Source organism: Sorangium sp. So ce1504, from assembly GCF_051521635.1.
In the GTDB taxonomy this organism is placed as follows: Bacteria; Myxococcota_A; Polyangia; order Polyangiales; family Polyangiaceae; genus Sorangium; species Sorangium cellulosum_B.
In genome coordinates, this window is record NZ_CP150365.1 from 10,276,911 (window position 1) to 10,298,388 (window position 21,478).

A 21,478-nucleotide genomic window follows, 5' to 3' on the forward strand; every position below is an offset into this window, starting at 1 on the left:
GTCACGACCCCCGGCCGCGACCGCGGCCCGCCGCCTCCCACGCCCTCGCCACCGCCTCTTCCGCGCTCGCGACCGAAACGATCCGATCCGAGCGCCGGTCGTCCACGCGCCCCCCGGCGAGCTGCCTCGCCCAGCCCCCGCTCGTCGCGAGCGCGAGCACCGGCTTGCCGAGCTGCCAGGCCACGGCGATCTCGCTCAGCGTGCCCGCGCCGCCGCCGACGACCACGACCACGTCGGCCATGGCGACGACCAGGATGTTGCGCCCGATCTGCATGCCGGTCGGGACGACGATGTCCACGTACGGGTTGGCCGTGGACGCCTCGTACCCTGGCAGGATCCCCAGGATATCGCCGTCGCGCCACGTCGCCGCCTCGCGCCCGCCGCGCGACACGGCGGCCATGACGCCCCCCAGCCCCCCGGTGACCAGCCGGAACCCCGCCTCCACGGCGCGCCGCCCGAGCTCGACGCACACAACCTCGGTCGCCGCGTCCACCGCGAGGCCGTTGCCGATCACCGCCATCACGGGGCGGCGCGGCACGTAGGGAGCGATGTCCCGCTTCGTGTCCTCCTCTTCTCGCTCGTCCCGATCGTCGTCCATCACGGCTCCGCTCCGGCGCCCGCTATTTCTTCAGCCGGCCGATGAGCTGATCGCCCAGCTTGGGCTGATCGATCTTCCCGAGCCAGATGCTCCACACGGCCTTCATGAAGTCCACGCCGGGGACGCTCGCGCTGCTGCCGCCGACCGCGACGGTCGTGCTCTTCTTCTCCGGATCGTACTGGATGGTGATGCGCGCCCCCTCCTTCAGCTCCCCCTGGAACGCGCCCACGAACGCCTTGATCTTCGCCTGATCCGTGTACCCGTTCATCGCGAAGGCGCCTGTCAGCGCGTCGTGGATCTTCTCCTTGTCCACGTCGCGCAGCATCTTCCAGACGAACTTCTTCGGGACGTCGGCGTCGATCACCGCCTGCTTCGATCGCGACGCGGGCGCCTGCTTCATGAAATGGCTGATCTCGTAGACGTCGATGTCGATGAACGCGATCGTCTTGACGCGGACGCCGGTGCCCGTCAGCGCCCAGTCGTCGGCCCTGACCGGGGCGGCGGCGGCGAAGGTGAAGAGGGCCGCGAGGGCGGCGACCAGGACCATGAGCTTCTTGGGAATGAGCTTCATCGGAGACCCCCTGGAGGGCGCGGGCCGGCCGAACCCCCCGAGGGCACTGCTCCCCGGGCCGCCGTTCGTGCGCCTGATCGAGCTAGCCCCCGCGGCCGCGTGGAGTCAAGGCTCGCGCCGGCGCCGCGAGCGCGCTCGGTCGCGTGGTCGCGTGTCGCCCGGCGTCGGGTCGCGCTACCGCTGGGCCGGGTAGAGGCCGTCCACGGCGTCGGCCCAGAGCTTGTTCATGGCCACCCGCCCGGCGGGATCCGGGTGCACCTTGTCGGTGAACTGGGTGGGATGGTCCTCGAACCACGCATACAGATCCGGCCCAGGAGGGAGGCCGTTCTCCTCGGTCAGCGCGTCGATCGCCTGGTTGAACGCCGGGACGGCGTTGTGGTGGCCGTCCGGCGAGAAAGGGATATGCGCGAGCACCGGGACGCGGCCCGCTGCCTCGATCTTGTCGATGAGCTGCTGCAGGTTCGCCTTGAAGGTGCTCGGGTCGGTCTGGTCCCAGGAGTCGTTGGTGCCGTAGCCGATCGCGAAGTAGTGGAAGTCGGGGTTCATCTCCAGCACGTCATCGATGCGATCGAGCGCGCTGGGCTTGTCGGTGCTCTTGGTGAGCTCTCCCCCGATGCCGCCGTTGATCATCGCCGGATAGTGGGCCGGGTGCGCCGCGTGCACGTTCTCGGCGAAGCTCGGCTGCGTGGCCGGGGTGTCGCGGTCATAGGCGAACGCCGTGATGCTGTCGCCGAGGAAGAACCACGTGTCCTCCGCGCCCTTCGAGATGTCGTGCACGTCGATCTCGTCGAGCTGGACGCCGGTGTCGTCGGTCGTCGCGGGGGCCGCGGTCACGACGAGCCGGACCCAGCTCTTGCCGCCGAAATCGAAGCTGTGGGCGCGCGTGCGGACCGGGTTGTTGGTCACCTCCGCGACCTGGGTCCAGGTGCCGTCCGAGCCGTTCGTGGAGTCGCTCGAGGTCTCCACGCGGTAGGCGCCCGGCGCCCCGTATTGCACGTCCGTGTAGTTGTAGTTGTACGAGGCCGTCCAGCTCAGGAGCAGCCGCTCGTACCCGGTGCCGACCTGGATGGCGACCCAGGCGGGCGCGGCCGAGGTGGGCTTGCCCGCGATCCAGGTCCCCGCCGACCTGTACTTGCCGTCGTTGATCACCGACGCCGTCCCCGCCGAGGCGAAGGCCGGCTTGCCGCGAGACACGATGGGATTGGGCACGATCCCCTGCGCGTCCGCACCGCCGCCGGTGCCGCCGCCGGTGCCGCCGCCGCCCGTGTCGCCGCCGCCGGTGCCGCCGCCACCCGTGTCCCCGGCGCCGCCCGTACCACCGCCCGCGCCGCCCGTGCCCTGCGCGGTGGTGCTCCCCGAGCCCCCGGAGCTCGCCGACGAGCCGCCCGTGCCCCCGGAGCTCGCCGACGAGCCGCCGCCGCCATCGTCATCCGAGCAGGCCGACAGGAGGACTACCGCCCCCAGCGTAAGGGCCAGGAAAGGTGACTGGTGAAATGAACGAAAAGCCATCGAAACTGACCTCCAGCGCCGGGCACTCTGGGGCAGTTCGGCGCCACGATCAACAGCGGAGGCGACCTCCGTCATCGATCCACGCCGACGAAGTGAACCGGTAAAGTCCTGTTCGCTGCATCACGGCTCGCAGCAGCTCAGGACAATGCGCCGGCGGGAGAAATTATCAACTGAAACGGTAAATATCCAGAGATGTTCTCCGTGGCGCCGGCGGGACGGCAGGTCCTCGCGGCGGACGGCATCCACGTAGAGCGCTCTCACACAAGCCAGCACGCACGACGCCAGACGAGCCACGAGCGGTGCCGTCAGGGGGCGCTCCGGCGACACCGCCCCATACGGCGCGCTTGACACGCCCGACAGTTCCAGCGTCCATGCGTCAGGAGACAGCACGCGAGGGGTGAACCATTGAACGCCAAGAACGAGCCGAGACTGCGGGCGCCGGGGCGAGCGCGGGCGGCAGGGCTGGTCGCGGGGCTCTTGGCGGTCGCCATGCCCCTCGCGGCAGCGGCGGACCCCTCGGTAGCTCCGGGCGCCCGATCGGCGGCGGGAGGTATCGAGGGCCTGGCTCAGAGCGCCGCCCACTTCCGCCTGGCGAACGGCCTCGAGGTGCTCCTGGAGGAAGATCACAGGCAGCCGACGGTCGCCGTCGTCGTCGCGTACGAGATCGGCAGCCGCGATGATCCGCGGGGCTATAGCCAGCTGGCGCACCTCGTCGAGCACATGACGTACCGGGGCTCGCGTCACATGAAGCCGTTCGATGCCCTGAGCCTGCTCGAGCGAGCGGGGGTGCACCGCATGAACGGGGTCACGAGCCCCGACTACACCGCCTACTACGCGCTCGCGCCAGCGGCCGCGCTCCCCCTCGCGCTGTGGATCGAGAGCGAGCGCATGGCATTCACGCTCGAGCGCTTCAACGAACAGGCGCTCGCGCTCGAGCAGAAGATCGTGCGCAACGAGCTCTTGATGAACGATGGCATCGAGAAGATGTTCCAGCGCCACACCTGGCGTGCCATCTTCGGGCAGGACCACCCTTACTCGGGCTCAGAGCTCCCTCTCGACGATCTGGCGGCGATCGAGCTCCGGCACGCGCAATGGTTCTTCCAGCAAGGCTACCGTCCGAGCAACGCGCGCCTGATCCTGGTCGGCGACATCGATCCACGGGCGACCCGCGCCCTCGTGGAGCGGTACTTCGGCCCGGTGGTCAATCCGAAGACGCCGTTCGTGCGCCGACGGACGGCCCCGGCCGCCTTCGCCGCGGCGCGGCGACTGACCTTCGAGAACGCGGTTTATCGTGAGCGGATCGAGATGTGCTGGGCGGCACCGCTCGCCTCGTCGCGCGAGCGGGTCGCGGCGGGGCTCGTCGCCCACGCGTTGGGGGAGTCGCTCCGGACGCGCCTCGTCGGCGATCAGGGGCCCCTGTCGCACGTCGCTGCGGACATCGACGACCGGGACCTGGGATCGGTGTTCTCCGTCTCGGCGACCCTGACGAAGCACGCGACCCACGCCGGCGTCGAGGCGGCGATCGAGCGGGAAATCCGCCAGATGTGGAGCATGGACTGGGGCGCCCTGCTACCGGAGCTGAAACAGACCGCGATCGTCCGCGAGCTCATGTCGCATGATCAGCCGATGGGGCGCGCGTTACGACACCTGAAGTCGCTGCGCTCCACGTCGCGACCTTTCGACGTGGCACGGCGGATCGCTGAGATCCGCGGCGTCACCCCCGACGACGCGCTGCGCCTGCGCGGCTACTTCACGACGGATCGGCGCCTCGTCGCCCGCCTCGTCCGCGTGGAACCCGAGGATCTCGCGTCCCGTGAGGGCAGGTTGACCGTCGATCCACGCTGAGGTGTCCGCATGAGACGAGCAAGCATGGGGTGGGCCGCGCTCTTCGGTGCAGCGCTCGCGGGCTGCGGCTCGCGGGTGGAGCTGCCTCCTCCCCTGCCGCCGCTCACGCCGACCCCGGACGCCGAGTTCCGCGCGAACGCGCCGCCGCTCGCGGCTGAGCCGACGCTGCGAGTCCACGACGTCCGCTCGGCCGAGCTCGAGAACGGCATGACGACGCTCGTCGTCGAGCGGCCCGAGCTGCCGCTCGTGACGCTGATCTACGTCAATCGCGCGGCCCGCGACGATGGAGCGCCGAGCCACGCCGGGCTCGCGGAGCTCACGGCCCGGATGTTGAACGAGGGGACGCGGCTGGAGAACGGCGAGGTCCTGCGCCAGCTCCGCATCAGCGGCGAGCTCCCCAGGTGGAGCGTGGGCTCCGTCGGAACCGCGATCGCGATCACGACGCTGGCGTCTGGCGCCGAGAAGGCGGCGTGGCTTCTGGCACGACTCGTCCAGCACCCCGTCTTTGACGCCGACTCGCTCGAGAGCGCGCGCGGCGCGCAGTCCCAGGCGCTGTTCAGCCGCTCCCTCGGTATCTCTTCCCAGCTGAACGAGCTCGCCCTCGAGGGGCTGTATGGCCCTGATCACCCTCTGGCGCTGCCATTCAAGGCCTTTGGGAGCAATTTCATGGGTTTCTCCGGGCATCAGGTGAGGAGCTTTTACTCGCGGCAATACGGCCCGCGCGACAGCGCCCTCATCGCCGTGGGCGCCGTGCAAGCCGAGGCGATCTTTGCGCTCGCGCGCCGCCACTTTGGCGCATGGTCCCCTGCGCAGGGCCAGGTGCCGCCTGAGCCAGCGCCGCCAGCGGTCATCCCCCGCGGCGACCGGGAGATCCGGATCGGTGCGATTGCGGGTGGCACGTCTGACGCCAGCCTGGTCGTCGCTTTGCCATGCGCCGGCTTGTCAGACCCGGACGCCCTCGCTTTCGATCTCATCGCCATGCTGATCGGCGGGCTCGTCGTGTCGCGTTCTGCAGCCACGCTCCGGCACGACACGGGAATCAGCTATGGGGTCCACGCCGCGTGTTATCAACGCAGGACCGCTGGCGAATTCTTGATCGAGCTCAGCGCCGATCTCGATCGCGCAGGTGAGAGCCTGGAGAAGATCCTGACGGAGATCCGGCGGTTCAAGAGCTCTCCGGTGACGCTGGCCGAGCTAGAAGCGGCGAAGATGCGCTTCCTCGGCCAGACGGCCGCTGCTGTGTCGTCAACGCCGGGTCTGGCCGGGGCTCTCGCGGACCTCTATCTGAACGCGCTGCCGCTCGACCACCTGGCGACGCTGGAGCGCCGGGTGCGCGCCATCGGCACCGAGCAGCTGCAGCGCGCCGCGTCGCGATACTTTGATGCCCAGATCGGCGTCGCCGTCTATGGCCCCCCGCGGTTGCTCCACGACCAGCTCGTGAGCCTCGGCGACGTCCAGTGGTCGATGCTGAAGACGACGAAGTGACGACCACCACCTCCTGTACGTCAGGGATCTACCCGCCCCCCGCCACCTCGCTCCAGTCGATGTCGAACCGCGCCAGGTACTTCCGCAGCCGGTCCGCGTCGTTGACGCTCTTCTTCTTCGCCCGCGACGCCGCGAACAGCACCCGTCCCGCCTCCGACAGCGACCGCGCGCTCCTCAGCACCCGCAGCACCTCGGCGAGCTGCACCCGGTCGAACGGGTCGAGCGCCGCCGCCCGGCGCGCGCCGAGCGCCGCGACCACGAGATCCTCCCCGTCGCTCCCCTCCCCCGCCGCGCCGCCCGCGGCGGGCGCTCGCCCGCCCGCCGCCGGCGCTCGCCGCCAGGCCTCCACCAGCCGCCCGATCTCCTCCTCCACGATCGGCACCCCGATCCTCCCCCCGGGCGCGAGCGTCGCCATCCGCGTCACGGCCGCGTTGAAGTCCCGGAAGTTGCCCGGCCACACCGCCTCTCGCGACGTCGCGAACTCGAGGAACCGCGCGCGCGCGTCGCGGCTCATCGTGATCCGCACGCCGAGCAGCCGCGCCGAGGCGTCGAGCTCGTAATCGAGGTTCGGCTCGATGTCCTCGACCCGCTCCCTGAGGCCCGGGAGCCGGAACGTCCACAGGTTGATCCTCGCCAGGAGGTCCTCCCGGAAGCGCCCCGCCAAAACCTCCAGCGCGAGATCCCGGTTCGTGCCGGCGAGCAGCTGGAACTCGCTCCTCACCTCCCTGTCCGAGCCGACCGGCAAGAACGCCTTCTCCTCGATCGCCCGCAGCAGCATCGCCTGCTCGTCCGCGCCGAGCTCGCCGATCTCGTCGAGGAAGAGCACCCCCTCGTGCGCCTTGCGCAAGAGCCCCGGGCGGTCCTGGAGCGCCCCCGTGAACGACCCCTTCGTGTGCCCGAACAGCGCCGACATCGCCCCGTCACCGCGGATCGTCGCGCAGTTCAGATCCACGAAGTCGCCGCCCACCTGCCGGCGCCCCTTCTTGATGTCGTAGATCTTCCGCGCGAGCTGCGATTTGCCCGCCCCCGTCGGGCCCATCAGCAGGATGGGCGCGCGCGACGCGATCGCCACGTGCTCGATCCGCTCGATCAGCCGGTTGTACGCCGCGTTGCGCGTGTCGATGCCGCTCTTCAAGAACGACACCCCCTCGCGCTGCTCCTTCTGGAAGCGCGACGCGATGCGATCGTACTTCGAGAGGTCGAGATCGATGATCGTGAACGACCCGGCCGCGAGCTCCTCACGGTCGCGCTTCGGCGGCGACGTCTGGATGAGCCGACCCGGGAAGTACCGCGACTCCGTGAGCAAGAACAGGCAGATCTGCGCGACGTGCGTGCCCGTCGTGATGTGGACGAGGTAGTCCTCCCGGTCCGGCGCGAACGGGTACGCCCTCGCGAAGTCGTGGAGCGCGCCGTACACCGCCTCGAAGTCCCACGGATCGTCCACCTCGACCACGTGACCGCGGATGTCCGTCTCCGGCGAGGCGCGCCGCACGTCGCCCATCACCGTCTCGGCCAGGCCCTCGAAGCGGCGCTGGTAGAGCAGCTCGAACCGGTCGACGATCAGGTCCTCGTGCTGGCACAGCGCCACGCTCGGGCGCCAGCGCGACCAGCGCTCCGCCGTCTTCCCGGTGTCCAGCGTCGGGCCCAGCATGCCGAGGACCACGGTCGTCTTGCGCGTCATAGAATATTCTCTAACCATTTTATACACAGGTCTAATCCGCAGGGCCAGCGGCCCGTGACCGCCTGGATTTCGAGTGGCACGCGCCGTGCGATACGCAGGAACGCCGAACCGACGGAGCGACAGACCGACGGAAACGACGGAAACGACGGAGACCGACGGAGACCGACGGGCCCCGCCGCGAACGAGCGTCGCGGCGCGCGCCGGACGGCTCGACCCCTCACCGGAGATCTTGCCATGGAGCGAAGCTACAACGTCATCCCCACGGACTCGGGCGTGCCCATCAAGGCGTGGACGGTCGGCGTGCCGTTCGAGACCGCCGCGGAGTCGCAGCTCAAGAACCTCGCCGCGCTGCCGTTCATCCACAAGTGGATCGCCGTGATGCCCGACGCGCACCAGGGCATCGGCGCGACCGTGGGGAGCGTGGTCGCGACGAGCGGCGCGGTCATCCCGGCGGCGGTGGGCGTCGACATCGGCTGCGGGATGATGGCGGCGCGCACGAGCCTCTCCGCGTCGCAGCTGCCGGACGCGCTGCGCGGGCTCCGGTCGGCCATCGAGGGCGCCGTGCCGCACGGCCGCACCGACAACGGCGGGAAGAACGACCGCGGCGCGTGGCGCTCGCCGCCCCCCGCCCAGGTCGCGGCGTGGGCCGAGCTCGAGCCGCGGTACCGGCAGATCGTCGAGAAGCACCCGCGCATCGGGCGCGGCTACGCCATCGAGCACCTCGGCACGCTCGGGACAGGCAACCACTTCATCGAGCTCTGCCTCGACGAGGAGGACCGCGTCTGGGTCATGCTGCACAGCGGGTCGCGCGGCGTCGGCAACCGGGTCGGGAGCTACTTCATCGAGCTCGCCAAGCAGGAGATGAGGCGCTTCTTCATCAACCTGCCCGACGCCGACCTCGCGTACCTGCCGGACGGGACGAGGCACTTCCACGATTACATGCAGGCCGTGTCGTGGGCGCAGGACTTCGCGGCGGTGAACCGCGAGCTGATGATGGCGCAGGTGGTCGAGGCGCTCCGCGGCTCGGGCGAGCTGCCGCCCTTCGACGCGACCGTGGAGGCGGTGAACTGCCACCACAACTACGTGGCGCGCGAGCACCACTACGGGAAGGACGTCCTCGTGACCCGCAAGGGCGCCGTCCGCGCGCAGGCGGGTGATCTCGGGATCATCCCGGGCAGCATGGGCGCGCGCTCGTTCATCGTCCGCGGGCTCGGCAACCCGGAGAGCTTCTGCAGCTCGAGCCACGGCGCGGGCCGCGTCATGTCGCGGGGCGAGGCGCGCCGCCGCTTCTCCGTCGCGGACCACGAGGCCGCGACCGCGGGCGTCGAGTGCCGCAAGGACGAGGACGTGATCGACGAGACGCCGGCGGCCTACAAGCCGATCGACGACGTGATGCGGGCGCAGAAGGATCTCGTCGACATCGTCCACACCCTGCGGCAGGTCGTCTGCGTGAAGGGGTGAGCCCCGCGCCCCGGCGCCGTGATATCGCTGATCCAGGGGAGAGCCGACCGCCATGCTGACCATCGATGGATCCATCGGAGAGGGAGGGGGCCAGATCCTCCGCACGACGCTCGGCCTCTCGCTGATCACGCAGACGCCCGTCCGTATCACCTCGATCCGCAAGGGCCGCGCGCGCCCGGGCCTGATGCGGCAACACCTGACGTCGGTCCGGGCCGCGGCCCAGATCGGCCGCGCCGAGGTGTCGGGCGCGTCGCTCGGCTCGCAGGAGATCGTGTTTCGACCGGCCGCGATCGTCCCCGGCGAGCACACGTTCCAGGTCGGGAGCGCGGGGAGCACGACGCTCGTGCTGCAGACCGTCCTGCCCGCGCTGCTCCGCGCGCCCGCGCCGTCGGCGCTCACGCTCGAGGGCGGCACGCACAACCCGCTGGCGCCGCCGTTCGACTTCCTGGACCTCGCCTACCTGCCGCTCGTGCGGAGGATGGGGCCGGACGTCACCGCGACGCTCGTGACGCCCGGCTTCTACCCGGCCGGCGGCGGGCTGGCCCGCGTCTCGATCGCGCCGGCGCCGGCGCTCGCGCCGCTCGAGCTCCTCGAGCGCGGGGAGATCCGCGCCCGGCGGGCGGTCGCGACGGTGTCGAACCTCCCGGGCGCCATCGCGGTGCGCGAGCTCGACGCGGCGGCGGCGGTGCTCGGCTGGGAGCCGGGCTGCTTCGAGCCCAGCGTGCTGAGGGGCGGGAACGGCCCAGGCAACGTGCTCACCATCGCCGTCGAGAGCGAGCACGTGACCGAGGTCTTCACCGGGTTCGGGGTGAAGGGCGTGCGCGCGGAGTCCGTCGCCACGAAGGCGGCCGAGGAGGCGCGCGACTACCTCGCGGCGGGCGTCCCCGTGGGCGAGCACCTGGCCGATCAGCTGCTCTTGCCGATCGCCCTCGCGGGCCGCGGCGCCTTCCGGACCGTGCGCCCGTCATCCCACACGACAACCCACCTCGGGCTGCTCCGAGATCTCCTCGGGATCCGCGCGTCGGTCGAGCAGATCTCGGACGCGGCGTGGCAGATCGAGATCTGGCGCTGAGCGCTGTCCACGGCGGATCCACGGCCGATTGACGGCGGTGTCCCGGTTGTGCCACATCACGACGGGCGTACGGCGCGCCCTGCGTCGCGGGCTGCCCGCGGCACGACGGCGCGCCCGGACGGCGGCGACGCGGAAGGCGGGACAATGGCGAAGCGCGATTACCTCAAGATCACGGACACGACCCTGGCCGAAGCGCACCGCGTGCTCAGGCTCGCCGCTCGCCTGAAGGAGGAGCCGAAAGGGCGGCGCACGACGATGCTCGCCGGCCGGGCCATCGCGGTCGTCCTGGAGAAGGCGAGCACGCGCACGCGCGTGTCGTTCGAGGTCGGCATCGCGCAGCTCGGCGCCCAGCCGGTCGTGCTGAGCACCCAGGGCAGCCAGCTCGCCCGCGGCGAGCCGATCCGCGACACGGCGCGCGTGCTCGCCCGGTACTGCGACGCGATCGCGTTCCGCACGTCGTCGACCGCGCGCCTGCTCGAGATGGCGGAGGCGAGCGTGCCGGTGCTCAACGCGCTCTCGGACGACGGCCACCCGGTGCAGGTGCTCAGCGACATCTTCACGATCCAGGAGGCGCTCGCGGCGAGCGGGGACAGGAGCGGCATCGCCGGCCGGCGCATCGCGTTCCTCGGCGACTGCGCGAGCAACATGGCGCGCTCGTGGCTCGAGGCGGCGCAGCTCTTCGATTTCCACCTCGTGCTCGCGGGGCCCGAGGGGTACATGCCGCCCGCCGACGAGGTCGAGCGCGCGCGGAAGACGGGCCACGTCACGATCGTGCACGACCCGCGCGAGGGCGCGGCGGGCGCGGACGTGGTGAACACGGACGTGTGGGCGAGCATGGGACACGAGGCCGAGGCGGAGAAGCGCCGCGCCGCGTTCGCCGGCTGGACCGTGGACGCCAGGGTGATGGCGAAGGCCGCGCAGCACTCCATCGTGCTGCACTGCCTGCCGGCGCACCGCGGCGAGGAGATCGACGACGAGACGCTCGAAGGGCCGCGCTCGCGCGTGTGGGATCAGGCCGAGAACCGGCTGCACGTGCAGAAGGCACTCATGCTGTGGCTGCTCGGCGTCGAGCTGGCCTAGAGCGGGCGCGCGCCGCGCGGGGTCAACCGAGGAGCGCGCCGCGCCGGGACCGGGCGGGGGCCCCGTCGCCGCCCGAGCGGCCCGTGAGGTCCGCGACGACCTGCACCAGGTCGGCAGGGTCGATCGGCTTGGCGACGTGCTTCTGGAAGCCGGCCGCCAACGCCCTCCTCCGGTCCTCGATCCGGGCATAGGCGGTCAGGGCCACGGCGGGGATACGCCGGATCTCGTCCCGGCCCGCCGCGCGCAGCTGGTGGATCAGCGCATAGCCGCTCTCCCCCGGCATACCGATGTCGCTGAGCAGGACATCGGGCCTCAGCCGCTCCAGGACGCTCATGGCCTCGCTCGCCGAGCCGGCCGTGGTGACCCGCGCGCCCGCTCCCTCCAGCAAGAACGCGAGCATCTCCCGGGCGTCCGGCTCATCCTCGACGACGAGGACGTGAACGCCGAAGAGCGGCGACGGCTCCCCGCTCCGCAGCGGGGCGCGCCCCGGCGCGGACGGCGGCCCCTCGTGCGCGGCGGAGGGCGCCGCGGGCAGGGGGAGCGTCACCGTGAACGTCGCTCCTCCCCCCTCGCCCGGGCTCTCCGCCTCCGCCGTGCCGCCGTGCAGCTCGACGAGGTGGCGGACGATCGCGAGCCCCAGGCCGAGCCCGCCGTGAGCCCTCGTCGGGGAGGAGTCGCCCTGGCGAAAGCGGTCGAACACATACGGAAGGAACGACGTGGCGATGCCCTTGCCGTTGTCCATGACCGAGATCGCGACCTGGGAGTCGCTCCGCCCCACCCGGACGGTGACCAGCCCTCGCTTCGGGGTGAATTTCACCGCGTTGGAGAGCAGATTCCACATGACCTGCTGGAGGCGATCGGGGTCGCCGCACACGTGGCTGAGCCCCTCGCCCGGCTCGACGCGGATCTCGATCTCCTTCGCCTTCGCCGTCGGCGTGATGGTGTCCACGGCGGCCTCGATGACCGCGGCGAGATCCACGGCGATCGTGCGGAGCCGCAGCTTGCCCGTGATGATCCGGGAGACCGTCAGGATATCGTCGACGATCTGCGCCTGCGCGTGGGCGTTGCGCTCGATCGACGCCATGCCCTGCTTGACGCGCTCCGGGGCGAGGCCCTTGTCCCTGATCAGCCGCGCCCAGCCCAGGATCGCCGTGAGCGGCGTCCGCAGCTCGTGGGAGACCGTCGCGAGGAACTCGTCCTTCATGCGGTTCGCGTCCTCGGCCCGGATGCGGTCCTTCTCCGACTGGGCGAGCGCCTGCTGCTCGCGGCGGAGCAGCTCCGTGCGCTCGCGCTCGAGCTGCTTCAGCTCGGTGATGTCGACGACGGCGCCCGTCAAGAACAGCGGGGAGCCGTCCCGATCGGCGACGAGGCGCCCGCGATCGTGGACCCACCGGATCGACCCGTCGGCGCGGACGACGCGGTGGATGATGTCGTAGATGCACCGCTCGCGGATGCTCCGCTCGTGCATGGCGATCACCGCGTCGAGATCCTCCGGGTGGACGCGGCTCAGCCAGTCGCCCATGGGCTGCGTCGTCTCGCGCTCGTCCAGGCCGAGGATGCGGTTCAGGCTCGCGTCCCTCGTGTCGTACCGCGTCTCCAGGTCGACGCGCCACGTGCCCACGTCCGCCGCCCACGTGGCCAGCCGTAGCCGATCCTCCCGGTCCTGGAGCGCGCTCTCGATCCGGAACCGCTCGGTCAGGTCGACCGCCGCGCCGACCATGCGGATCGCCTTGCCGCTCGCGTCGCGGAGCACCGCGCCGCGATCGAACACGCGGGCGACGGAGCCGTCGCCGCGGTAGACGCGGTACTGCGCCGACCAGGTGTCGGCGTCCCCGTGGATGAGCTCCTCGAACTCGCGCGCAATGCGGTCGCGATCCTCGGGCAGCACGCGGTCCACCCACCACGCGCCGGTCGGGGCCATCTGCTCGGGCGCGTAGCGGAAGACCTCGTGAAACGTCGCGTTGCGCTCGACCCGGTCCGTCCGGATATCCCAGTCCCAGATCGGGTCCTTGATCGCTCGACCGAGGAGGCGATAGCGCTCGTCCTGTACGTCCGCCTCCAGGCGCGCGCGCGGCTCCCTGGCGCCTGCGTGCGCGGCGCCATCGGCGGGGCCTGCGAGCGCGACCGCGGCCTGATCGGCGAGCGCCTCGATCAGCCAGGCATCCTCGCCGGAGGCCGGGGCGGCCCGCTCGACCGCGAGCACGCCAGAGACACGGCCGCTGACGATCAGCGGCGCGGCGGCGACGTGGGCCGCCCCGTCCAGCGCTCGCGCTATCCCGTCGTCGGCGCTCGGGAGCGGGCGGCCGCAGAGCTCGGCGAGCAGCGCCGGATCGAGCCCCAGCGCCGCTCGCACGACCGGACGCTCGTCCTCGTCGTTCAGGATCAGGACGGCCCTGCCGGAGCCGCTCAGGCGCGTCGCCGCGGAGAGGACGATCTCTTGAATCGCGGGCGCCGAACACGCCGACGCGAGCGCGCGGCTGGCCTCGGTCAGCGCGCGGATCTGCGAACGGTGCCTCTCCTCGTCTTCGATCACAGGCAGACGACCCTCGGATGCAGCATGAGGGTGCTCTCGCGGACGATGGGTGTACATCCCTGCCCAGATCAGCCGGGCGCGCTCTTGGAACACGGCGCCACCACACCAGAGCACGAGCAGGCGGTATGCCTCTTGCGGCCCTGTCATAGGAGCGCGTGGACATGCGCGCCAGCCAAGCCGCAGGCGATCCGGCGCAGAAAACTTGGCCCGGTATCCCGATTCCTGAGCAAACCCGCGCAGCGTGGATTTCCGCGACATGCCGCCCGAGCTCCTCCTGGCCGTGGCCGGCGCGGCGCTCTCCTTCGGGCTGGTCCAGACGCTCCGGCTCGCGTGGAGGCGCGCATGGCAGCGGCGCCGGCTCTCGCGGTGCCGGGAGCAGGGCGCCGCGGGAGAGGCCCGCGCCGAGGCGCTCCTCCGCGAGCTCGGCTACACCATCGTCGGCCGGCAGGTCGCGGTCTCGTACGGAGTCCAGATCGACGGCGAGCCGGTCAGCGTCGGGCTCCGCGCCGACTACCTCGTGGCGCACGGTCCCAGGCGGTATGTCGCCGAGGTGAAGACGGGCCGGCTCGCGCCGCGCATCGACACGCCCGCGACGCGGCGGCAGCTGCTCGAGTACCGCGTCGCGTTCGACGTCGACGGCGTGCTCCTCGTCGACGCGGAGTCCCGGCGGGTGCGGTCGGTGGTGTTCCCGCTGCCCGCCGGCGCCGCGGCCGCGTCACCGTACGGCGCGCGCCTCGCGTGGGTCCTGGCGGCCGTCGTGGGGGGCCTCGTCGCGGCGATGGCCGCGCGCTCCGCGGGGTGACGCGGGCGCGCGGCGGGCCAGAGCGCGGCCTACGGGCGGCTCGCGGCGCGGCGCGCGCGGCGCCTGCGGCCGGCGAGCAGCAGGAGACCGAGCCCGAGCAGGCCGACCCTGGCCGGCGAGGCCTCCGGGGTCGCGCCCGCGCGGCACGCGCAGGACGCGTCGGGCTTGTTGCCGCCCGTGCCGCCGCTCGCGCCGCCGGAGCCGGAGCCGGAGCCGGAACCGGAGCCAGAGCCGGTGGTCAGATCCACCGGATCGTCGAGCCCCACGTCGGGTCCGATCGACCCTCCGCTCGCGGCGGAGGCGGCGCCGCCGTGGACCACCGGCTCGCCGCAGACCCCGTTGACGCACGGCGCGTTGCCGGGGCAGACGGCGCCCGCGCACGCGTCGGCGCAGCTCCCGGCGACGCAGACCTGCCCGTCAGCGCACGTCTTGCCGTCGCAGCCGGTGTCGACGCAACGGCCGTCCCCCCCGCACACCTTGCCGGTCGGGCAGGTGCGGCAGCCGCAGTTGGACTGGCAGATGCCGCGCTCGCAGACCGCGCCGTCCTCGCACTCGATGTGGGCGCAGAGATCCACGCACCGCCCGAGCTGGCACTCCTGGTTCGCGGGGCAGACGACGCCGTCGCACCCGCCCACGCAGTTGCCGCCGACGCAGATCTGGCCGCCGGTGCACTCCTTGCCGACGCACGCCTGCTCCACGCAGAAGCCGTCGTCGCAGACGAGCCCGGCGTCGCAGACGACCTCGCCGCGCCCGCAGTACGGCACGCACGACCCGCGGTTGCACACGAAGCCCTCGTCGCAGAGCCCCTCGCCGTTATCGACCTCGCCGTCGCAGTCGTTGTCGATGTTGTCGCAGGTCTCTTTCTGCTCGCCGGGCTCGAGCACGGGCAGGCACTCGACCTCGCCCTCGGTCGCGCAGCCCGTCCTGCCCACGGCGCACGCGCCCTGCAGGCCCGTGTCGCAGACCTCGCCGCCGCCTTTGCAGGTCACGCCCGTGATGTAGTAGACGAAATCGTTGAAATCGCCGTCGTTCTCGTACCCGCCCTGGCTCCCCTTCCAGCTCGTCGCGGTCACGGGCAGGTCCTCGAAGGCGACATAGAACGCGTCGGGCTCGGCGGTGGACGTGTAGATCAGCGTCGTCACCCACGGCTCGTTCGGCGTGCAGCTCGTGCAGACGGTGTTCAGCTCGCGCTGCGAGAACTTCGTCTGGGTGCAGTAGGTGCCCTCCTTGCCGATCAGCGCGAAGCCGACCAGGCCGCCCTGGTACCGCGCATCGTTCCGGATGTCCGCCGCCGAGAACTGCCGCGGCGTCCAGTCGTGCTGCCCCGCCTGGGTGGTCTGCATCGTGGCCAGCGGGCAGAAATCGTTGTCCTCGCACCGGAACGCCGTCGACGTGTCAGCGGGGATCAGCTCATAGATCTGGTTGTCCGGCGGGCGCGTGCCGCTCGCGTTCGCGTTGTACCAGCCGAACGCGACCTTGCACCCGCCCCCGCGCAGCACGAGCTCTCCCGAGAACCCGCAGAGCGGCGAGAACACGCCTGGCTCCGTGCTCGCGTCGGCCACGGGATCGATGTCTTCCCCCCGGTACCCGAAGAGCCCCTCGAGCGTGACGGCATCCCTGGGGAAACCCCGGCCCGTCACGAGGCCAATCTCGTTGTCGCGGACCGGCGTGGGCAAGTCCGTGCCGTCCAGCTGCTCCACAGCAGCGCTCGCGGGCACGGCCCCGGCGAGCGGGGCAAGCGATAGGAACAAGGAAAACGCGGCTCGAGCCGCGCGGCGGCGAGGCGTCGTGAAATAAGGCGTTTGCGGCATGAACACCACTCTACACCTCCCGAAGAGACCAGGGTGGATGAGATTACACATCTCCACACCACCAGAATTATGCAGCACGGTTGTTCCTGCGTCGCAGCGCGCAGCCGTCTTGACGCACGCCGTCACCACGACGCATGGAGTTGTTCTGACGTTGAGTCGATCGTCAGCGTATTCCGGCGCCGCTCCACTTCGCGCCGGGACAGGCCTCCTCGGGGCGCTGCGCGAACGACTGCGGCGGAATCGCCACAATGGCGCAATGAAATAGCGGAGCAATGAAACGACGGCGCGCGCAACGAAACAACCAACAGCGCGGCCGATCAACGCAGCGACGCTCCCGGCCTGGGGTGTTGCCCGGGTGTGTTAGGCTCGCGCGCTCAGGCTGCGCGTTTCCACCGCCACCGTATGACCAAGAAATCGCTCCGCGTCTATTTCATCGCCCACCACGACGGCCGCTTCACCGGGATCCTCCTGCGCACGTGGGCATTCCTCTTCGATCGGCCGGCGCCGTCCGCCTATGGCGCCTCCGAGGACGAGGTGCTGCGCGCGATCGAGGTCGAGCTCCACGCGAGGCTCGCCACGGACGAGGACGATCTCGATCGCTACCTGTGGGACGAGTCGTTCGAGGTCCGCTCGCTGGACGTCGACGTCCACCCGCAGACCACGGTCAAGCGGACCGCCGTCGTCGGCCGGCGCCAGATCCCGCTGCGGCTCACGTACCTCGCGAGCAAGCTCGCCGAGGGCGGCGTCCGCGTGATGCTCCCCCGCTTCGGCTGGTCCGTGGTCCTCGAGGATCTCTCGATCGCGCCCGACGTGCTCCGCCAGCTCGTCACGAGCGCGCTGCTCGGCGAGTCCCCGCGGTCGCTCTTCGATTTTCGCCGGGAGGGAGACGAGTACGTGCGCCCGTGGTCGCCGCGCCGGATGGAGCGCGCCGGGCGGACCGCTCGGCGCCCGGAGGACGAGCGCCCCACGCTGCACGCCGTCTCCGAGGATCTCGTCGAGAAGGCCGCGCGCCAGCGGCTGCCGCTCGCGGTGGGCGAGTCCGAGGAGCTGGAGCAGGCGCTGCCGCTGTTCGACGTGGCGCGCGCCGCGCACGGCGCGTCGCTGCCGTCGATCCTGCTGGTGGGCGGCCCGGGCGTCGGCAAGACGACCTGGGTCCACCGCCTGGCGCGGCGGTTCGCGGCGTGGCGAAGGGACAAGGCGCGCGCGAGCTCGCCGGGCCTGTTCAGCACCTCGGCCGATCGGCTGCTCGCCGGGATGAAGTACCTCGGCATGTGGCAGGCGAGGTGCCTGAGGCTCGTGAGCGAGCTGTCGCACGAGGGGGATCTGCTCCACGTGGGCGCGCTCCTGCCGCTGCTCCGGCCGCAGCCGGACGGCGCGTCGATCGGCGACGTGTTCCTGCCGGCGCTCCGGACGGGCGAGGTGAGCCTCATCGCGGAGTGCACCGAGCCGGAGCTCGAGGCGTGCCAGCGCCGCGCGGCCTCGCTCGTGGCGTGCTTCCAGATCGTCCGGCTGCGCGAGCCGGATGCGGCCGCGGTGCCGGCGCTGCTCGCGGAGTACGAGGCGCGGAAGGACACGCGCGTCCGGCTGCACCCGGCGGGCAAGAAGCGGCTGGTGCAGCACCTCGCGATGTTCCGGCGCGACGTGCTCTTCCCCGGCAAGGCGTTCCGCTTCTTCGACTGGCTCGCGCAGGAGGCCGGCGCCCGGGCCGGCGCGGAGGCGGAGGCGGCCGGAGCGGCGCCGGCGCGCGTGCTGTACCCGCGGGACGTGTCCGAGGCCTACGCGCGCCACTCGGGGCTGCCGATCGAGCTCATCGCCGACGAGATCCCCGCGAGCGCCGAGACGATCGCGCGCGGGCTGAAGCGGCGCGTGATCGGGCAGGACGAGGCGTGCGACACGGCGGCGCGGGTGCTGGCGCGCTTCAAGGCCGGGATGAACGACCCCGAGCGCCCGTGCGGCACGCTGCTGTTCGTCGGCCCGACCGGCGTGGGCAAGACGGAGCTCGCGAAGGAGCTCACGCGGTCGATGTTCGGCGACGAGGGGCGGATGATCCGGCTCGACATGAGCGAGTACAGGCTCCCGGGGTCGTCGGCGCGCCTGCTCGCGGCGGGGCCGGACGCGACGACGCTCGCGCAGCGCGTGCGGCAAGAGCCGCTGTCGCTCGTGCTCCTCGACGAGATCGAGAAGGCGCACCGCGAGGTGTTCGACCTCTTGCTCGCGATCCTCGGCGAGGGGCGGCTGACAGACGAGGACGGGCGCCACGTGGATTTCCGGATGGTGCTCATCGTGATGACCTCGAACCTCGGCGTCGCCGACCGGGCGCCGGTCGGCTTCGGCGGCGAGGACGAGCGCGCCCTGCCCCCGGGCGCGCGGCGCGCGGCGCCGGCGGGCGTGCGCGAGCACTTCCGGCCGGAGTTCGTGAACCGCATCGACCACGTCGTGCAGTTCCGGGGCCTCGGGCGGGACAGCGTGCTCAGGATCGTCGATCTCGAGCTGGCCAAGGCCGAGGCGCGCACCGGGCTCGTGCGCCGCAACCTGAGGCTCCGTGTGCTGCCCGAGGCGCGGGCCTGGCTAGCCGAGGCGGGGTTCGATCCGAGGCGCGGGGCGCGGCCGCTGAAGCGGGTGATCGAGGAGCGGGTGATCACGCCGATCGCGGCGCGCATGGCGGAGGATCCGGGGTGCAGGGACAGGGAGATCGTGGTGGCGGGCGGGGGCGCGGGGCTCGAGGTGCGGTTCGGGTAGCCGGCCGAGAGGGGGGCGGGCGCAGCCCTCGCCGAGCGGCCTTGCGCCCCTCAGCCCGCGCCGGCGGGCTGTTCGACCTCGGGGCCGGGCTCACCGTTCACGACGGCCCACACGAACTCCGGAATGAGCGCGAGCGAGTGCTGGTCCTGCGTGACGCCGATGAGGCCGCTGACGAACTCCAGGGGGTGCTCCCGGCGCTGCGCATCGATGAAGCGCAAGGGCACGCTGGTCAGCCCCGGCGGGAGCTGCGCGAACCCGGGTCCCTCCGGATCCGCCAGCGCGGAGAGCGGGTTGCGCCGGGCCTCCGCGGCCTTCCAGCGATCGAGCCAGCCGTCGAGATACGCATTCCAGACGAAGTGGTCGGCCGGCCAGGCGCGCAGGTACGGAAAGAGCACGTGGATCCACCCGGTGAGCTCATCCGCGGAGTTCTCGTACCGGAAGAAGGCGCGCCAGAACGCTGGATCCTGACGCCCCTCCGCCGCAGCGACGATCTGGTCGAGCACCGGCAGGAGCACGTCAGTCCAGCGCTCCGCCCCGAAGGGGACGAACGTCGCCGCGCGGTGGCGCACCCAGCGCCAGTCGTCCGCCGTGCCGAGCAGGTAAATGCGCGGGATTCCACGTTCCGGAAAGCTCATGTCCGCGGGGAAGGGCGGCTGCCACTCGAAGTGCGGCACGAACGGCGTCATCACCGTGAGCTCCGACGCCACGCGCTCCACCGGTCCCGTGGTGGAGAAACTGGCTGTCACGAGCTCCCGCAGCTTGCCGACCCGCGCGGCGATCAGGGTGGAGAAATCCGAGAACGCGACGGGCCACGGGTTCACCTCACCCAGCGTGAAATCCGGCCGATCGATCCTCAGCTCGAAGTCGCTGTCGTCGAGGAGGACCTGACGCCGCTGCGCCTCGTTCGCGGCGACGTGGAGCGTGAACCCCCGGGCAAGGCAGAACCAGACCACGTCGGGTGACAGCACGAGGGGATAACGCTGGGTATAGGCCATGTAGGCCGCCTGGACGAGCGGGTGCACGTCCGTGCGTCCGACGAGGGGCAGGCGATGGCGGTAGGCGGCCTCGACGGGCGAGACGAGCAGGCTCTGCACCGTCGCTTCCTCGTCGAACGCGGGCAGGGGCGCCGTCGAAGGCGCGACCTCGGCAACGTCGATCGTCGTGACGCTCATGGCTCCTCGTCCTCCTGGCCCTGCGCGACGGCTTCATGGGCCAGCGCTGCCGTAGATAGAACCTCGTACACAAGCGCGCCGCGCGAGACAACTCGCGCCGGCGGCAACCGCGCAGCGAGCGGGCTCAACCCTGGAATCGCCTCGGCGGCACCTCGACCTCGTCGGGCGCGCCGACGCACGGCCGTGCGCCAGACGCGTGAGCGGAGAGGCAGCGAGCGCTCACCCACAACGGAACATTTCAGTAAAACTGACACATCCGTGCGTGCAATTGGAGCGCCAGGTTACCTGCTCGGCGGACCGACCGCAATCGCGATGCTTGTCGCCGCGTCGCCCCGGATGCATGCGCGGATTCGGTCCCGGCGGAGCGCCACAATGGCGCGAAGGTGCGGGATCTCCCGGTCCACAAGGCGGATCCCGAGAGATTCGCTGCTGGCCGAGCTGGGCGACATGGCACGGCATATCCCGCCTCCAGGCGAGGATCGAGGCGCTTGGCAGCGCATGAGTTTCGCGTCATTCATGGCGCATGCCCTCCTCGCGCAGCTCCTCGCGCAGCCGTTCGCCTTCGCCGTCGAAAGCCACAGGTGTCCGCTCGGGGCTGCGCGCCCAGGTAAAGAGCGCGGGCAATTTCGCGCATCCTCTGACCGACGCCGGCAGCACGTCGAGCAGCGCGGCCGCGCCCAGCGCCGTGAACCAGGCCGCGGCTCCCAGCCCGACCCCGAAGCCAGACCCCTTCTCCGGCTGGGATCCCGTCACGCGGAAGAGCACCAGCAAACCGAGCTCGCCCGGCCCGACGACCACGACGACGGCCGCGCCGCACAGTCCATCAGGGAGCCAGTTCGGGAGCACGACGACCGGCAACAACAGCCCCAATGTCGGCCGAGCACCCACCAGCGCGCCAAGCTCCCCGACCGCGACGCCGAGGCCGCCGCTCTCCAACGCCGGGAACCTGCAGGATCCGGCCAGGCCTCGATCCGCCGCTTCCGATGGCGGCCTCCCCAGGGGCTCTACACAGCCTCAGACCACCGAGCCCACCGTCAGGCCTCGATCCGCCGATGGCGGCCTCCCCAGGGGCTCCACACAGCCTCAGACCACCGAGCCCATCGTCAGGCCCCGCTCCGC

15 protein-coding genes are annotated in these 21,478 nt (G+C 71.4%); 7 read left to right on the forward strand and 8 right to left on the reverse strand.

The genetic code is table 11. The annotated features are described in order from the left end of the window. Position 1: 1 nt before the first annotated feature. The 3 genes from WMF39_RS38715 to WMF39_RS38725 all read right to left on the reverse strand — a co-directional run bounded on the left by WMF39_RS38715 (position 2) and on the right by WMF39_RS38725 (position 2,678). Positions 2–598 (reverse strand): TIGR00725 family protein, encoded by a 597-nt coding sequence (locus WMF39_RS38715; protein WP_437741490.1) that lies wholly within the window; start codon positions 596–598, stop codon positions 2–4. A 22-nt stretch (positions 599–620) separates the two neighbouring features. After that, positions 621–1,169, reverse strand: coding sequence for a chalcone isomerase family protein (locus WMF39_RS38720; protein ID WP_437741491.1), 549 nt, complete (start codon positions 1,167–1,169; stop codon positions 621–623). Positions 1,170–1,343: 174 nt separating this feature from the next. Next, positions 1,344–2,678, reverse strand: a complete 1,335-nt coding sequence (locus WMF39_RS38725) for a GDSL-type esterase/lipase family protein (protein ID WP_437741492.1) — start codon at positions 2,676–2,678, stop codon at positions 1,344–1,346. Between the two features lie 405 nt (positions 2,679–3,083). On the opposite strand from WMF39_RS38725, the gene WMF39_RS38730 reads away from it, so the two are divergent. Further along, the gene (locus WMF39_RS38730) at positions 3,084–4,523 is read left to right on the forward strand and encodes a M16 family metallopeptidase (RefSeq protein ID WP_437741493.1); all 1,440 of its coding nucleotides are present in this window, start codon (positions 3,084–3,086) and stop codon (positions 4,521–4,523) included. 9 nt (positions 4,524–4,532) lie between these two features. Next, positions 4,533–6,008, forward strand: a complete 1,476-nt coding sequence (locus WMF39_RS38735) for a M16 family metallopeptidase (RefSeq protein ID WP_437741494.1) — start codon at positions 4,533–4,535, stop codon at positions 6,006–6,008. Between the two features lie 28 nt (positions 6,009–6,036). On the opposite strand, the gene rtcR is transcribed toward WMF39_RS38735, so the two are convergent. Then, complete coding sequence (gene rtcR, locus WMF39_RS38740; protein ID WP_437741495.1) at positions 6,037–7,689, reverse strand: RNA repair transcriptional activator RtcR; 1,653 nt, start codon at positions 7,687–7,689, stop codon at positions 6,037–6,039. A 234-nt stretch (positions 7,690–7,923) separates the two neighbouring features. Here rtcR and WMF39_RS38745 point away from each other — a divergent pair, with 234 nt between their 5' ends. The 3 genes from WMF39_RS38745 to argF all read left to right on the forward strand — a co-directional run bounded on the left by WMF39_RS38745 (position 7,924) and on the right by argF (position 11,302). Further along, entirely contained in the window at positions 7,924–9,150 is a 1,227-nt protein-coding gene (locus tag WMF39_RS38745; RefSeq protein WP_437741496.1) for an RtcB family protein, read from the forward strand. Positions 9,151–9,202: 52 nt separating this feature from the next. Beyond that, positions 9,203–10,222 (forward strand): RNA 3'-terminal phosphate cyclase, encoded by a 1,020-nt coding sequence (rtcA, locus tag WMF39_RS38750; protein ID WP_437741497.1) that lies wholly within the window; start codon positions 9,203–9,205, stop codon positions 10,220–10,222. Between the two features lie 144 nt (positions 10,223–10,366). Continuing rightward, positions 10,367–11,302 carry an ornithine carbamoyltransferase gene (argF, locus tag WMF39_RS38755; RefSeq protein ID WP_437741498.1) on the forward strand — a complete coding sequence of 312 codons (936 nt, stop codon included), beginning with the start codon at positions 10,367–10,369 and terminating at the stop codon, positions 11,300–11,302. 22 nt (positions 11,303–11,324) lie between these two features. On the opposite strand, the gene WMF39_RS38760 is transcribed toward argF, so the two are convergent. Beyond that, entirely contained in the window at positions 11,325–13,835 is a 2,511-nt protein-coding gene (locus tag WMF39_RS38760; protein WP_437741499.1) for a PAS domain-containing protein, read from the reverse strand. A gap of 256 nt (positions 13,836–14,091) precedes the next feature. Between WMF39_RS38760 and WMF39_RS38765 the strand changes: the two genes are divergently transcribed. Further along, positions 14,092–14,637, forward strand: a complete 546-nt coding sequence (locus WMF39_RS38765) for a hypothetical protein (protein WP_437741500.1) — start codon at positions 14,092–14,094, stop codon at positions 14,635–14,637. A gap of 29 nt (positions 14,638–14,666) precedes the next feature. Here the strand turns inward: WMF39_RS38765 and WMF39_RS38770 are convergent, their stop codons facing one another. After that, a complete protein-coding gene (locus WMF39_RS38770; protein ID WP_437741501.1) occupies positions 14,667–16,388 on the reverse strand; it encodes a hypothetical protein in 1,722 nt (573 codons plus the stop codon). Positions 16,389–16,850: 462 nt separating this feature from the next. On the opposite strand from WMF39_RS38770, the gene WMF39_RS38775 reads away from it, so the two are divergent. Further along, on the forward strand, positions 16,851–19,187 hold the full coding sequence (locus tag WMF39_RS38775) for an AAA family ATPase (RefSeq protein ID WP_437741502.1): 2,337 nt from the start codon (positions 16,851–16,853) through the stop codon (positions 19,185–19,187). A gap of 50 nt (positions 19,188–19,237) precedes the next feature. On the opposite strand, the gene WMF39_RS38780 is transcribed toward WMF39_RS38775, so the two are convergent. Together WMF39_RS38780 and WMF39_RS38785 are read right to left on the reverse strand one after the other, a co-directional pair. Continuing rightward, complete coding sequence (locus WMF39_RS38780; protein WP_437741503.1) at positions 19,238–20,359, reverse strand: DUF4419 domain-containing protein; 1,122 nt, start codon at positions 20,357–20,359, stop codon at positions 19,238–19,240. Between the two features lie 510 nt (positions 20,360–20,869). After that, the gene (locus tag WMF39_RS38785) at positions 20,870–21,295 is read right to left on the reverse strand and encodes a hypothetical protein (protein WP_437741504.1); all 426 of its coding nucleotides are present in this window, start codon (positions 21,293–21,295) and stop codon (positions 20,870–20,872) included. Positions 21,296–21,478 lie beyond the last annotated feature (183 nt).

What these genes read in the sequence shown, in the direction of transcription:
- WMF39_RS38715 (WP_437741490.1), bottom strand. Translation starts at nt 598, where the DNA reads ATGGACGACGATCGGGACGAGCGAGAAGAGGAGGACACGAAGCGGGAC.
- WMF39_RS38720 (WP_437741491.1), bottom strand. Translation starts at nt 1,169, where the DNA reads ATGAAGCTCATTCCCAAGAAGCTCATGGTCCTGGTCGCCGCCCTCGCG.
- WMF39_RS38725 (WP_437741492.1), bottom strand. Translation starts at nt 2,678, where the DNA reads ATGGCTTTTCGTTCATTTCACCAGTCACCTTTCCTGGCCCTTACGCTG.
- WMF39_RS38735 (WP_437741494.1), top strand. Translation starts at nt 4,533, where the DNA reads ATGAGACGAGCAAGCATGGGGTGGGCCGCGCTCTTCGGTGCAGCGCTC.
- rtcR (WP_437741495.1), bottom strand. Translation starts at nt 7,689, where the DNA reads ATGACGCGCAAGACGACCGTGGTCCTCGGCATGCTGGGCCCGACGCTG.
- WMF39_RS38745 (WP_437741496.1), top strand. Translation starts at nt 7,924, where the DNA reads ATGGAGCGAAGCTACAACGTCATCCCCACGGACTCGGGCGTGCCCATC.
- rtcA (WP_437741497.1), top strand. Translation starts at nt 9,203, where the DNA reads ATGCTGACCATCGATGGATCCATCGGAGAGGGAGGGGGCCAGATCCTC.
- argF (WP_437741498.1), top strand. Translation starts at nt 10,367, where the DNA reads ATGGCGAAGCGCGATTACCTCAAGATCACGGACACGACCCTGGCCGAA.
- WMF39_RS38765 (WP_437741500.1), top strand. Translation starts at nt 14,092, where the DNA reads ATGCCGCCCGAGCTCCTCCTGGCCGTGGCCGGCGCGGCGCTCTCCTTC.
- WMF39_RS38775 (WP_437741502.1), top strand. Translation starts at nt 16,851, where the DNA reads ATGACCAAGAAATCGCTCCGCGTCTATTTCATCGCCCACCACGACGGC.
- WMF39_RS38780 (WP_437741503.1), bottom strand. Translation starts at nt 20,359, where the DNA reads ATGAGCGTCACGACGATCGACGTTGCCGAGGTCGCGCCTTCGACGGCG.